This window comes from Gemmatimonadaceae bacterium (assembly GCA_019637445.1).
Lineage (GTDB): Bacteria > Gemmatimonadota > Gemmatimonadetes > Gemmatimonadales > Gemmatimonadaceae > Pseudogemmatithrix.
Genome location: JAHBVS010000001.1, coordinates 952705 through 966740, shown reverse-complemented (window position 1 = coordinate 966740; position 14036 = coordinate 952705). Strand labels below are relative to the sequence as shown.

The window sequence follows — 14036 nt, the reverse complement described above, 5'->3', positions numbered from 1 at the left end:
GGCCGGAATCTAGCGGAAGCCGTCCTCGTACAGGTCGGCCAGGCGGCCCAGCGTCGTGGCGAAGTCACCGGTCTGTTCGGCCACGATCAGCGCGCTTTGCAGCTCCGCCGTCATGTGCGGGGCGCCAGCCAGCGACGTGGTGAGCGGCTGGGAAACCAGCGTGCGCTCCCCAATGCGTCGGACGTGGGCGACGAGGGCCGGATCGCCGCTGGCCTCGGCCGCCAACAGCGCCGAGCGCCCGATGGGGAGCCCTGAGGAGATGGACAGGGTCAGCGAGCGGGCGAAGCGTGCACGCACGAAGGCCGGGCGGCGCTGGTAGCTGCGCGCGAGCGCCGCGAAGATGCTGCCCCCGACAAAAAACCACGAGGCGAGTCCATGGCCCGCGGCGACGAAGTAGGCCGCGACCTGTCCGGCGAAGACCAGCGGGAGTGGCAGCAACACGGCGGCCACCAACGACACGAACATCGGATACGAGAGTTGCTTCCGCACCGCGAGCACCAGCTTGTACTGCCGCATATGGAAGTCGGCGAGCTGTCCGAGGATGAAGTCGAGCTGGCCGCTCTCCTCGCCGAGCGTGAGCAGCGCCGACTCAAACGGCTCGAGCAAGTGTCGGCCGGACTTCACGAGCGAAGCGATGTCGCGGCCCTGGTTCGTACCGTCAAGCAGGTGCGCCCGCAGGTCGCGCGTCGAGCCGCTCGAGGCACCGACGGTGGACAGGATGGTTGGATGCGCCAGTCCGGCGGACACCCCGGCGCGCCAGCCGCGATAGAACTCGGCACGCTCACGGCCCGTCTCGAAGCCACGCAGGAACTCGGCAACGCTGCTCATCGGCCGGGAGCGGGGCCTTGGGCGGAGAGGCCGGCGCCCGGGCCGCGCGCCGCGCGCTCCACGGCCATCAGCGGCCGCAGGGCAAGGATGCCGATGGCCGGACCGATCGCAAGCATCGCAAAGGCCCAGCTCCATCCGACGCGCGCCACCAACGGCGGAATCGCCTGGATGGTCAGCGTCGTCAACAGGAAGCCGAGGCAGACCTGTACGGTCAGCGCCGTGCCCACCGCGTGCGCCGGCACCGACTCGGTGACCAGCACGGAGAACTGTGCGGAGTCGGCGATGACAAACGCGCCCCACACCAAGGCGAGCGGCGCCAGCAACCACGGCGAACGTCCGAAGCTCAGGCCGATGAGCAAAGCGCAGGCCCCGCTCACCGCCATCGCCAGAGCCGCCAGCCGCGCGCGACCGATGCGATCCGCGGTGAGTCCGCCCCAGATGCAGCCGATGCCGCCGACGGCGATCGTCGCAAAGGCGAGCACACCAACCCACGGTGCCTTCGCGGCATTCTCGTTGCCGGCGGCAGCGACGGCGCTTGCCGCGATGAACACGGGTATCCAGGTCCAGTAGCTGTAGAGCTCCGCCATGTGCCCGAGATAGCCGCCGGTGGCCTGCCGCCATCGCGGCGCGCGGACCACCTCCGCCACCAGCCCCCACGAGAACGGGCGGGCGGGGAAGGCCAGCGGTCCGTCCTCCCAGGCCGCAAGAATGAGCGCAGCGGCGAGCAGGGCCGACAGCGAGGCCGCGATCACGATCAACGAGAGCGTAGCGTCTGGAACAGCCTGCCACAGATACGGCGATGCCTTTCCCACCGTGAGCGCACCGACCACTGTGCCCACCGCGAGTCCGCGGCGCGCACGGAACCAGGTGGACGCCATCTTCATCGCCGGTGGGTACACGCCCGCGAGGAAGCAGCCTGTGAGCGCGCGGCCGGCTAAGGCCCAGCCGTAACTCGGCGCCGCGAGAAGCAGCAGATTCGCCCCCGCGCCGAGTACGGCAGTCGTGGCAAACAGGCGGCGCGCCGGAATGATGTCGGCCAGATTGAGCAGCGCCGAGATGGCCGTGCCGAGCACGAAGCCCAGCTGCACCGCCGTCGCGAGCCCACCGACCTCGCTCGGCGTGAGTGACCAGCGCAGCGTGAGCTGCGGCGCGGCGGCGGAGCCGGCAAACCACAGCGACATCCCCAGCAGTTCGGCCACCGAGACCAGGGCAAGCATCCGCCACGCGCGCCCCGTGTCCGGATGCGCCGGTTCGGTCGCGACGGTAGCTTGACGCGCATCACCCGCGGCACGAGACATCGCGTGAAAGATACGACCGACGAACTCGAACTGCTGGTCCGCTCCAAGTACGCGCTGGTGTTGCTGGAAACACCGGAGCCGGTGCGGGCCGACGAGCTGCTGGCCTTGATCGCCACGCGGCTGTCATTGCCGTACTTCTCGTGGAGCCGCTCACGTGGCCTGCGACGCGGCAGCCAGCCCGGCGATCCGTTCATCGAACGCACGGCGGAGCCCGCTGCGGGGCTGGCGCGCATTCTCGACGAAGGCGCGGGCGTCTACCACTTCCGCGGGCTCGGCGCGCACCTCGAGGATCCGGTTGTGATCAGCCACGTGCTCGACGCCGTCGCGCAGTTTGGCGTGCGACGCGGTGCACTGGTGATCAGCGGCCACGACATCCACCTGCCCGATGCATTGCGGCCGCACGCCGTGACGCTCACGCTGCCCGTGCCGGGCTACAACGAACATCGGCAGTTGCTGGAGCGCATCATCCGCGAGCAGTCCCTGCGGATGCCGGTGAAGCTGGAGATCACGCCCGAGGAGCGTTCCCGGCTGGTGAACAACCTGGTGGGCCTCACGCTCACCGAGGCCGAGAAGGTCGTGACACGGCTGATCATCGAGGACGGCGCGTTGCGCGGCGACGACGTGCAGCGCGTGGCGGCCGCCAAGCGACAGGTCGTGCAGCAGGACGGCCTGCTGGAGTACTGGCCCGCCGACGCGAGCCTGGGCGAGGTGGCGGGCCTCAGCGGCCTCAAGCAGTGGCTGGCCCGGCGGCGCGCCGTCGTGCACGATCCGCAGCGTGCGGTGCAGTTCGGCCTCGGCTTCCCGCGTGGCGTGCTGCTGCTCGGCGTGCCAGGCTGCGGCAAGTCGCTCTGTGCCAAGGCCATTGCCGCCGAGTGGGGCCTGCCGCTGCTCAAGCTCGACCCCGCGAATCTCTACGACAAGTACATCGGCGACAGCGAGAAGAACTTCAAGCGGGCCATGCAGACGGCCGAGCGGATGGCGCCGGTGGTGCTGTGGATCGACGAGTTGGAGAAGGCCTTTGCCTCGACCGGCAGCGATGCCGACGGCGGCGTGTCACGCCGCGTCTTTGGCACCTTCCTCAACTGGCTGCAGGAGCGGAAAGGCGACGTGTTCGTGGCGGCGACGTCCAACGACATCGCGGCGCTGCCGCCGGAGTTCATCCGCAAGGGACGCTTCGACGAGGTCTTTTTCGTGGACCTGCCGACGGCGGCGGCGCGCCAGGAGATCCTGCGCATCCACCTGCAGAAGCGCGGGCAGGATCCGGCCAAGTACGATCTCGTCTCGCTTGCCGGCGCCAGCGACGGCTTCAGTGGCGCGGAGTTGGAGCAGGCCGTGGTCGATGGCCTCTATGCCGTGTTCGCCGACCAGGGGACGCTGAGCACAGATGTTCTGCTTAGTGAGATCCGGACCACGAACCCGCTGTCGGGCACGATGATCGAGAAGATCACGCAGTTGCGGCTGTGGGCCGACGGACGGACGGTGCCCGCGGAGTAGCGGCGCAGACGCCGGGTTCGTCTCGTGCGCGCGGGCGTCGCATCGCTCACGCCAGTGGCAGCCCCGCGCCCGCGGCGGTATCCTATCCCCGTCGCCGCCGCTACTCGGTGCCGCGGTCTTCAACCCTCGCCGGAGTCTCCCGCATGACCCGTTCCGCCCTCGCCCTCGCCGCACTCGTGGCGCTTGGCGCCTGCGCCAAGTCCTCGACCGCACCCGCCGCACCGGCGCCGATGGCCACGCCGGCCGCGGCGATGCCGGCCGTGAACCCCGCGGGCCGCTGGTCCGTCGCGCTCACCGCCCAGGGCCAGCCCTTCGATTTCGTGATGGAGCTGCGCCAGATCAGCGGTGCCGAGTACGGCGGCGTGGTGAGCAGCCAGATGTTCCCGCCGATGAACATCAACAAGGCGACGCTGACGGGAAACCGGATGAAGGTCTCGGTCACCGCGCCGACGGGCGACGCGGCAAGCTTCGACATCGTCTTTGAGGGCGACACCTTCAGCGGCGACTGGTCGATGCCCGGTGACGGCTCGAAGGTGAGCGGCCGCCGGCTGCCGTAAGGCGCAGCGCCTACAGCTTCGTCTCGCCCCGCGTCTCCGCCGGCAGCATCTCCTCGCCGGGGTTGATGAACAGGTCCTGCTCGACCGCGTGCTGCGTGTCGTGCAGGACCTTGTAGCGTCCGGCCATCGCCATCAGCTGGCGGTGCGTGCCGCGCTCGACGATCTCGCCCTGTTCGAGCACGAGGATCTGGTCGGCGCTGCGGATCGTGGACAGCCGGTGGGCGATCACGAAGGTCGTGCGGCCCGCGCGCAGCCGCTTCAGGGCCTCACGGATCTCCGCTTCGCTCTCGCTGTCCAGGCTTGAGGTAGCCTCGTCGAGGATAAGGATCAACGGGTCCGCGAGGATTGCCCGCGCAATGGCCACGCGCTGGCGCTGGCCGCCCGAGAGCTTCACGCCGCGCTCGCCGACGATTGTCTCGTACCCGTCGGGGAAGCCGCGCACGAACTCATCGCAATGCGCGATGCGCGCGGCCTCCAGAATCTCCTCGCGGGTCGCCCCCGGCCGCGAGAACGCGATGTTCTCAGCGACGGTGCCATCGAAGAGGAAGTTGTCCTGCAACACGACGCCCAGCGTGCTGCGGTAGTCGCGCAGGCGCAGCGCGCCCAAGTCCTGCCCGCCGATGCTGATGTGCCCCTTCTGCGGGCGGTTGAAGGCGAGGATGAGCGAGATCAGCGTGCTCTTGCCCGAGCCGCTGGAGCCGACCAGCGCCGTGGTGGAGCCCGCCGGCGCGGTGAAGCTCACATCGCGGAGCACGGGGATGCCCGGCCGGTACTCGAACCACACGTGGTCGAAGGCCACGTCGCCGTCGGGCTGGCGCATTTCCTCGCGCTCGAGGTCGTGATCGTCCTCGGTGGGCGTCTCGAAGATCTCGTGGATGCGGTCCAGCCCCGCGAAGGCCTCCGTGATCTGTGTGCCGATGCTGGCCATCTGCACGACGGGGAAGCTCACCAAGCCGACGAAGAAGATGTACGAGATGAGGTCGCCGAGCGTCATCGTGCCGGCGAGCACGGCGCGGCCGCCGACGGTGAAGATCAGGATGCCCACCGCGCCGATGATCACGGTGGATACCGCGGCGATCGCGCTGGTGCCGGTGATGGTACTGGCGATGTTGCGGAAGAGCCGGTGCGCGCCGCGCGTGAACACGATCTCCTCGCGCTTCTCCGCCGTGTACACCTTCACCACGCGCGCGCCGCCCATCGCCTGGCCCAGCCGGCCGCTGACCTCGGCCTGGATCTTCGACCGCTCGCGGAAGATCGGCCGCAGCTTGGTGAAGGCCACCGACATCACGATGCCGAACACGGCGAGGAAGACCAGTGTGACCGTCGTGAGCACCCAGTTCAGGTAGAACAGGTAGCCCAGCGCGAGCATCGCGGTGACGATGCCACCCACCAACTGCACGATGCCCGTGCCGATCAGGTTGCGGATGCCTTCGGCATCGCTCATCACGCGGCTGATCAGGATGCCGCTCTGCGTCGCGTCGAAGAAGCTCACGGGGAGCCGCAGCACGCGCGCCTGCACGCGGCGCCTGAGCTCGGTGATGGCGCGTTGCGCCGCCACGGAGATCACCTGCGACAGCGCGAAGGAGCTCGAGGCCTGCAGCAGCGTGGCGATACCGGCCGCCACGGCGATGGGCATCAGCAGTTCGAGGTTCCGGTTGGTCAGCACCTCGTCCACGATCCACTTCACGCTGCCTGGCAGCACGAGACCGGCGAGACGATTGACCAGCATCAGCACGAGGCCAATGGCCAGCGTGCGCCGGTGCTGCCACATCAGGACCCGCGCCTCCATCCAGGCGGCGGAGTAGTTGGTCTTCTTCTTCTCGGGCTTGGCGGGGGCGCTCACGCGGCCGCCTGGCGGTGGGAAAGCATCGTGGCAGGGTCGTCCGTGATGATGCCGTTCACGCCGCGCGCCCAGAGGCGCGAGGCGATGGCGGGTTCGTTGATGGTCCACACGTGCGTGGGCCCGCCCACGGCGCGCATCTGCGCGGCGAAGCCGGCCACCGGCAGCGGCAGGCCGCGGTGGAAGCGGGGGATGCACAGCGCGCGATGCGCCACGCGGCCGCCGCGGCGGCCGAGCAGGGCACCGAGGTAGCCGCGTCCGAGGGTGCGGGCGCCGGGGCTGGTGGGCACGCCGACGTCACGGAACGGAAGCAGCGCCGCATCGACGAAACTGCCAACCAGCACGCGATCCAGCACGCCGAGTCGGTCGAGGGTGTCCAGCGCTGGGGCTGCGACCTCGAGCGTCTTCAACTCCAGGATGAAGGGCATCGCGGCCGGCAGCGCCGAGACCGCCTCCTCGAGCGTGGGCACGTGGATGCCCTGTCCGCGGTAGGGAAAGCTCTGGCCGCCGTCAGCGGAGAAGCGGGCGCCGGCGTCCACGGCGGCGAGTTCGGCGGCACACCGCTCCCGCACGAGGCCGCTCGCATCGGTGGTGCGGTCCAGCGTCTCGTCGTGCATCACCACGGGCACGCCGTCGCGTGAGAGGTGCACGTCGAACTCCACCGCGTCCGCACCCAAGGCCACGGCCTGCGTCAGGGCGACGAGCGTGTTCTCGGGCGCGTGGGCGCGGTTGCCGCGGTGCGCGATGACCGGGCGGCGTTCAGGGTCGAGCAGCAGCACCCCGCAAGATACACGAAGGGGGGCGGGCCTCGCGGCCCACCCCCCTCCGTGACTCCTGATCGGGTGAGGGAACGATCAGAAGGTGTACTGCACCCGCGTCGTGGCGAGGCGGCCCACCGGCGCGACGCCGGCGAAGGACTGCACCTCGTTGTTCAGCAGGTTCTGGATGTTCAGCGACCAGCGGATGTTCTGGGCCACCGGCAGGCGCCAGGAGAAACCGGCATCCAGGAACGCGTTCACCGGCACGGCCGGATAGCGCGTCGGCGTGCCGATGTTGTAGGAGTTGAGCACGCCCGAGTTCACCGGGAAGGCGTCCATGTAACGGCCGCGGACTTCCATGCTCATGCCCTTCATCTCATCCACGCGCCGGAACGTCAGCGTCGCGCGGTGCTTCGGCGTGTTGGCTGCGAGCGGGTTGGCCGCGGAGGCACCCGTCGCGTCGGCGAACACGTTGCGCGAGAGGTTCGAGTACGACGCCTCCACGCTGTACATGTCGTTGAACAGGTAGTCGAAGCCGACGTCCACTCCGCGCACGTCCACCTGGCCGGACGCGTTCTGGTACGTGAACACCAGGTACGAGCGGTCATACAGGTCGTTGGCGAAGTCCAACGTGCCGGCCGGGATGCCGGCGATCTGCGTTACCCAGCCCGTCACGATCGCGCCGTGGTTGGCGAGGGGCACGCCGTTGTTGGCGAGCAGGCCACCCGGGCCGACAACGCCGTTGGCCGGGTTGCCGAGGTAGGCACCGAGGGCCGCCGGGTCCATGAACAGGACGTCGTCGCCGTTGACGACCTGCGTCGTCGGATCGGCGGGACGGATCTGGTACCAGTAGTCGATGGCCAGGCGCATCTTGTCGCCGATGATGCCCTTGTAGCCGATCTCCCAGGTATTGGAGAAGTTTGCGCCGAGCGGGGAGAGGTCAACCGCCGAGCTGAACGGCGTGACCGCGTTGCCGGCGAGGACATTGCGGAGGAGCAGCGGTGCCTGCGTGTTCGTCGGCACCAGCGCGCCAAGGCCGGCCGCGATGTTGGCGACCTGCGGCGCCGGAAGGCCCGGGATGCCAGCAGCCAAGGCCAGCGCCAGCGGCGTGCCCGGCGCGACAAGGGTGCCCATCAGCTGCGGGAAGACCGCCGAGCCGGCGATGGCGCCCGGCGCCGCACCGTAGGCGTTGTTGCGCATGCAGAGGCCGAGCGCGCTGGCCTGGCCCGTCGTGCAGCTGCGATTGTACTGCCAGCCTTCCTTGGACGGGTTGCCGAAGATGCGGACCTCGGTGTTGCCCGTGGCCGGGTTGTTGACGGCCGGTCCGAGGTTGGCCGTCTGGCCCGACCACTGGTCGAGGAACATCGAGAACGAGGCCGGCGAGCCAAACGCGCGGTTGAACGTGAAGCGGAAGTTCTGCGTCGGCGTCGCCTTGTAGAGGATCGCCGCACGCGGCGAGAACTGCGTGCCCTCGATGCGCGAGTTGGCGTCCGCACGCACCGCGCCGAGGAAGTCGAACTTCTCGGACAGCGGCTGCGTCACCTGCAGGTAGGCGCCGGTCTCGAGGATGCCGTCATCGTCCTCGTTGCGGCCCATGATCGTGCCTTCCGTCTGCGGCGTGGTGCTGATCACGTCGAGGCCGGCGGTCAGCTTCGTGCTGCCCAGCTGCAGGCCCTGCTGCACCTGGCCGACCAGGACCGTCGACTTGTCCACCACCGGGATGCCGCTGCGGAGGTAGAAGGTGCCATTGTCGTCATTGGCGTCCGCGTTGCCCGAGTTCGACGCGTTGTAGAACACCTGCGCGAAGAACTTCTTGTGGCGGAAGCGCTGCTGGAAGTTGGTGTAGCTCCAGTTCTGCGCCTGCGCGGCGCCAAAGGTCGTCGTGATCTCGATGGCGTTGCCGATCTTGGAATAACCGAAGGTCGTGATGGCCTCGGTGTCCTCGTTCGGGCGCCAGTCGAGCCGCGCCTCCATGCCGATCTTCGAGAGGTCGAAGTCGCGCGCGACGGCCTGGCCGCGGCGCGAGGTCGGAATGCGCGTGTCCGTCGCCGAGTACGTCGCCGGCTCGTTCGGGTCGTTGTACTCAAAGTCATTCGCCCGGAAGAACTCGCCCGAGAGCTTGTAGCCGAACTTGTTGTTGCCGAACACGCCCGCGTGGCGGCCGGCGACGCGGAACAGCGAGCGCTCGCCGCCGTCCAGCGTCAGCGACGTCCCCTGGCTCTGGAACGGCGACTTCGTGATCACGTGCAGCACGCCGTTGCCCGAGTTCGGGCCGTAGAGCGCCGAGGCCGGACCCTGCAGCACCTCGATGCGGTCGATGTCCTCGCCGGTGCCCGTGAACAGGAAGGGCACGTTGACGCGCAGCGACGGCACGCCGGCGAAGCGGTAGTCCTGCAGCATCAGCATCGACGTCGAGAAGGCGTTGTTGAAGCCACGCGAGACGATGTTGGCCTGCACGATGCCGCCGTTCGAGATCGACAGGCCCGGCTGGCCCTTGAGGTGATCGGTCACCGTCGCCGCCGGACGCTCAGCGATGCGCTCCGAGCTCACCAGCGAGATCGAGTTCGGCGAGTCCAACACCTTCTCGGGCTCGGCGCCGCGCGTACCGGTCGTCGTCACCGGGTTCAGCACCGTCGCGCTCAGCGACATCGAGATGTCGAGGGTCGTCGTCTGACCGGATGTCACCGAGACACCCTCGACGCGCCGCTGGGCGTAGCCCACGCTGCGCGCGGTCACGGCATAGGTGCCCGCCGGAACGTTCGCGATGCGATAACGGCCATCAGCTGCGGTGGCCCCGCTGCCGACGGCCGTCGTGCCCGTCATCACCTGCACCTGGACGCCTTGCAGCGGCTGGCCGCTGTCGGCATCGCGCACCAGACCCGTGACAATGCCCGACTGTGCGTCGGCGGCACCGGCGGCGGCGAGGAAGGCGGCGACCGCGAGCAACCTGCTGACGAAACGAATGCGCATACGAGACTGCCCTCGAAGCGGAAGGGATTCGGCAGGGCCCCGCTTGGACCCCAGTCCGGGACGGTGACGGACGTCACCGTCCCGAAGGACGCTCAAACATCCGTATAGGTGGCGCATCCGTCAATGCTTCCGGACGGCCTATCGGATCCCCAGGGCCTTGTGGGTCTGGACCGAGAGGCGCCACTTGGGGTTCGCCAGGCAGTAGGCCACCGCAGCTGCCGTGGCCTCCGCCACCTGCGGCCCGTCCATCGGCTGCAGGAAGAAGTGCGCAAACGCGTAGCCCTCGAAGCGCTCCGGGGGCGCCGTGGGCTGCGGGAACACCAGCTTGAGCTCGTTGCCCGACGTCGCCCGTAGCGTAGCCTCGGCCTTGGGGCTGACGCAGACCCAGTCGAGGCTCGGCGGCACCTCCTGTGTGCCGTTGGTCTCCACGGCCACCTCGAAGCCCCGCGCGTGCAGTGCGGCAATCGCCGGCTCGTCCAGCTGCAGCAGGGGTTCGCCGCCAGTGCAGACCACGAACGGGCGGCCACCGGCACTGGTCGGCCACTGCCGAGCCACGGCGTCTGCCAGCTCCTCCGCCGTCGCGAACTTCCCGCCGTCCGGCCCCACGCCCACGAAGTCCGTGTCGCAGAACGTGCAAACGGCCGAGGCGCGATCCTCCTCGCGCCCCGTCCAGAGGTTGCAGCCCGAGAAGCGGCAGAACACGGCCGGGCGACCGGCGTGAAAGCCCTCGCCCTGCAGCGTATAGAAGATTTCCTTGACGGTATACATGGCGCGTTGGACCCCCGCGCAATCTAACCGGCCTCGGCGAATCCCTTGGCCCGGAGCAGGCAGGCATCGCATCGCCCGCAGGGCTCCCCGGCCGGCGACGGGTCGTAGCAGGAGATGGTCATTTCATAGTCCACGCCCAGCGCCCGGCCCGCCCGGATGATCCCTGCCTTGTCGAGCTGCATCAGCGGCGTGAGGATGCGGGTCCGCACCGTGCCCTCCACGCCCGCCTTCGTTGCCAGGTTGGCCATGCGTTCGAACGCCGCGATGTACTCCGGCCGGCAGTCGGGATAGCCGCTGTAGTCCAGCGCGTTCACGCCGATCAGGATGTCCCCGGCACCCAAGGTCTCCGCCCAGGCCAAGGCATAGGACAGGAAAATCGTATTGCGCGCCGGCACGTAGGTGATGGGAATGCCCTCGCCAATCGCCTCGTGCTCGCGGTCCTTCGGCACGGCGATGTCGGCGGTGAGCGCCGAGCCGCCGAAGAGCCGCAGGTCGATGTTGGCGACCACGTGCCGTGCGACCCTCCAATGTGTCGCGAGCGCCGCAGCCTTCGCGATCTCGATGTCGTGGCGCTGCCCGTAGCGGAAGGTCAGCGCGTTGACCGCGTAGCCGGCCGTGCTGGCCGCGGCCAGCACGGTGGTGGAATCGAGCCCGCCGCTGAGCAGCACCACGCCCGGTGTGCCCTCGGCGACCGGCTCCAACAACGCCGCAGCCGCCGTCATCCGCCGCGCAGCCCCGACACGATGTCCTTGAGGTGCACGGAGCCCTGCTGCAGCGCGTTGGCCGCCGAGGACATCTCCTCGCAGGCTGCGCTCTGCTCCTCGGTGGACGCGCTGACCTGCTGCGCGGCGGCGGCGTGCCCCTCGGCGGCGCGCACGGCTGCGGCGATACCCGCGGCGGCGGCCTCGGTGGCCGTCGCGTTCTGCTTGGCTGCCTCGCCCACCACGGATGCTGCCTGCCGCGTCAACTCCGCCGAACCGGAGATCGAGGTGAGCGCGGTGTTGATGCCCGCGCTGACCGAGTCAATCTCACCCACGCGCGTGGTGCCGGTGGCCATCGCCTCGGTGGTGGCCTTGATGCGACGCGTCACGGCAGCCGTGAGGCGCACCACGTCGTCCGCCGCGGACTGCGCCTGGTCGGCCAGCTTGCGCACTTCCTCGGCGACGTTCGAGAATCCGCGTCCCGCCGCGCCCGCCCGCGTGGCCTCGATCGCCGCATTCAGCGCCAGCAGGTTCGTCTGCTCGGCGATGCGGCTGACGATCTCCACGAATCCGTTGATGCGCGTGGTGGTGGTCGTCAACTCGGCCACTTCGACGGCGGCGGTCTCCACTGAACTGCGGATCTCCCCCAGCAGCACGCGGGCACGGTCGAGCTCGCTGCGCTTCTGCTTGGCCTCGGCCTCGATCGCGCGCGCCAACTCAGCTACTTCCTCGGCGCCCATCTGCACGTCGTTGGCTCGGGCGCGCACGCCGGACAGCGCGTCGTCGGCCTCGCGCAGCACACTGACCTGTGTCTCGGCGCCTTCGGTGACCTCGGCCATCGCCGTCGCCGTCTGCGACGCGGCCATCGCCACCTGCTCGGCAGCGCTGGTGAGCTGCTGTGCCGAGGTGGCGACGTCCTCTGCGGTGGAGTTCGCCACGCCGGACACGCGCGTGAGCGAGGCGGCGGTGTGGTTCATCGCCTCGGCGAGTTCCTGGAACTCGCCGGGGAGGTCACCGTCGGTGCGGGCCTCGAGGTTGCCGCGGCTCAGCGCGTGCGCGTGCCGCACGAGCAGGTCCAGTGGGCGCGTGATGCTGCGGGTCGTGGTGCTGACCACCACGACGCCGAGCACGATGGCGCCAAGCACGACGATCAGCAGGACCTGGCGCCGTTCTGCGGCGAGGAGTCGGGCGCGCTCGAGCGTCAGCTCCACTTGGGTGGCGCGCAACGCGCCCAACTGCTCGATCTCCGCTGTCAGCGCGCGCTCCTCGTCGCGCAACTGCGCCGCGCGGGCCGCGGCCTCCGGCGTGCGTCCGAGTTCGCGCAGTCGGTGCGCCGCGGCGAGACCGGTCTCGATGCGCGAGAGTCGCCCGTCGATCTCCGCGACGAGCCCGATCTCCATCGCCGTCAGCCCACCCGAGGCGGTGATGCGCCGCTGGGCCTCGTGCGCGGACCAGCCGGCGTTGCGGAAGGCGTCGCGGTCGGCCGCCTCAAGCCGGTCCAGGTAGCGCTGCCCCGCTGCGAGCGCCAAGGCGACGTTGGTGCCCAACGCGGCGGTGGCCGACCCCTCACGCTGCACGTTCTCAACCGTCGCGGTCAGCTCATCGCCCAGGCTGGCGATGGAGGCACGCCCGACGAGTCCCGCCGCGAAGAGCAGCACGATCATCAGCGAGAGGCCGGCGATGAGCCGGACACGGATGCTGCCAAAGCGCATCAGCGGTTGCCCTCCACGGGGACCAGCGCGCCGCCGCGCACGCGGGTCATCGTGAACGACTTGCCGATCGGGTCGCCGCTGGCCTGGAAGGCGATGGCGCCCGTGACGCCTGGAATCGCAGTCTCGGTGCTGCGGGACGCGAGCCAATCCCTGATGCGGCCGCGCTCGCTGCCCACCGCGCGGATTGCCGTCGCGAGCACCTGGACGGCGTCGTAGGCCAGCGCGGCGTTGCCGTCGGGATCGTAGCCGTGCTTCTCGCGAAAGGCGCGCACGAAGGCCTGGGCGGCCTCGCGCGTGTCCTCGGCGGTGAATGGCGCGCCGACCAGCGCGCCTTCGGCCAAGGCCGTGTCCACCGTGACGCCCGTCCATCCATCGCCACCGAGGAAGTCGGCGCGCACGCCGGCCCGCCGCGCCGCTGCGAGCAGTGCCAGGCCGGAGCGCTCGGTGCCCGCGACGAACACAAGGTCCGGCGCGCGGGCCGCGAGCCAGTCGGCGTAGATGGTGGAATCGCTGGCGTCGGCGTCGATGGGATCCATCGTCAGCACCTCGCCACCGAAGTTGCCGCGGAAGGCGGCGGCGAGGCCGCGGCCGTACGCGTCGTTCTCGTAGAGGATGGCGACGCGCCGGCGTCCCAGGCGCTCGGCGAATCGCGCGAGGTCGGCGCCGTTGGCCGAGTCACTGGAAATGACGCGGAAGACCCAGGGAGAGATGCCGGTGATCGCTGCCGACGAGGCCGTCGTGGCGAGCGCGACCATCTCGCCGTCGTAGATGCCGGCGGCGGCCATCATTGCGCCCGAGGTCACGTGCCCGACCACGGCGGCGATGCTGGCGTCCGCCACGAACTCCTCGGCGATGGCCGCCGCCCGCGCGCCGTCGCCGGCATCGTCGCGCAGCACGAGCGCCAACATCCGTCCGTCAATGCCGCCGGCGGCGTTGATTTGCTCCACCGCGAGCTCCGCGCCCAGTTGGTTGGCGCGGCCAAATCCCTCGGTGAAGGGGCCGGCCATCCCGAGGCGTACGGCCGCATCGCCGCCGCCACAGGCCGCCACGAGAGGCAGCGCGAGGCTGAGAAGGGTCTTGCGAATCATGTGGGGGATTGAGGTACGGCCA

At 69.7% G+C, this 14036-nt stretch carries 11 protein-coding genes; 2 read left to right on the top strand and 9 right to left on the bottom strand.

What is annotated here, in order from left to right:
* Window positions 1-9: 9 nt before the first annotated feature.
* On the bottom strand, window positions 10-828 hold the full coding sequence (locus KF709_04520; GenBank protein ID MBX3173651.1) for a type II secretion system F family protein: 819 nt from the start codon (window positions 826-828) through the stop codon (window positions 10-12).
* On the bottom strand, window positions 825-2126 hold the full coding sequence (locus KF709_04515; GenBank protein MBX3173650.1) for an MFS transporter: 1302 nt from the start codon (window positions 2124-2126) through the stop codon (window positions 825-827). The genes KF709_04520 and KF709_04515 overlap by 4 nt, the downstream gene beginning before the upstream one ends.
* Before the next feature lie 3 nt (window positions 2127-2129).
* Between KF709_04515 and KF709_04510 the strand changes: the two genes are divergently transcribed.
* Together KF709_04510 and KF709_04505 are read left to right on the top strand one after the other, a co-directional pair.
* Window positions 2130-3620, top strand: a complete 1491-nt coding sequence (locus tag KF709_04510) for an AAA family ATPase (protein ID MBX3173649.1) — start codon at window positions 2130-2132, stop codon at window positions 3618-3620.
* Between the two features lie 143 nt (window positions 3621-3763).
* Window positions 3764-4177 (top strand): hypothetical protein, encoded by a 414-nt coding sequence (locus KF709_04505; GenBank protein MBX3173648.1) that lies wholly within the window; start codon window positions 3764-3766, stop codon window positions 4175-4177.
* 10 nt (window positions 4178-4187) lie between these two features.
* Here KF709_04505 and KF709_04500 read toward each other — a convergent pair whose 3' ends face one another.
* The 7 genes from KF709_04500 to KF709_04470 all read right to left on the bottom strand — a co-directional run bounded on the left by KF709_04500 (window position 4188) and on the right by KF709_04470 (window position 14014).
* Window positions 4188-6020 carry an ABC transporter ATP-binding protein gene (locus KF709_04500; protein ID MBX3173647.1) on the bottom strand — a complete coding sequence of 611 codons (1833 nt, stop codon included), beginning with the start codon at window positions 6018-6020 and terminating at the stop codon, window positions 4188-4190.
* Window positions 6017-6796, bottom strand: a complete 780-nt coding sequence (locus KF709_04495; GenBank protein MBX3173646.1) for a hypothetical protein — start codon at window positions 6794-6796, stop codon at window positions 6017-6019. Before KF709_04495 ends, KF709_04500 begins: the two co-directional genes overlap by 4 nt.
* Window positions 6797-6871: 75 nt before the next feature.
* A complete protein-coding gene (locus KF709_04490) occupies window positions 6872-9745 on the bottom strand; it encodes a TonB-dependent receptor (GenBank protein MBX3173645.1) in 2874 nt (957 codons plus the stop codon).
* A 138-nt stretch (window positions 9746-9883) separates the two neighbouring features.
* Window positions 9884-10513, bottom strand: a complete 630-nt coding sequence (queE, locus tag KF709_04485; protein ID MBX3173644.1) for a 7-carboxy-7-deazaguanine synthase — start codon at window positions 10511-10513, stop codon at window positions 9884-9886.
* Window positions 10514-10536: 23 nt separating this feature from the next.
* Entirely contained in the window at window positions 10537-11235 is a 699-nt protein-coding gene (gene queC, locus KF709_04480) for a 7-cyano-7-deazaguanine synthase QueC (protein ID MBX3173643.1), read from the bottom strand.
* Window positions 11232-12926: a methyl-accepting chemotaxis protein gene (locus tag KF709_04475; GenBank protein ID MBX3173642.1), complete on the bottom strand. Its 1695-nt coding sequence runs from the start codon at window positions 12924-12926 to the stop codon at window positions 11232-11234. Before KF709_04475 ends, queC begins: the two co-directional genes overlap by 4 nt.
* Complete coding sequence (locus tag KF709_04470; protein MBX3173641.1) at window positions 12926-14014, bottom strand: ABC transporter substrate-binding protein; 1089 nt, start codon at window positions 14012-14014, stop codon at window positions 12926-12928. Before KF709_04470 ends, KF709_04475 begins: the two co-directional genes overlap by 1 nt.
* Window positions 14015-14036 lie beyond the last annotated feature (22 nt).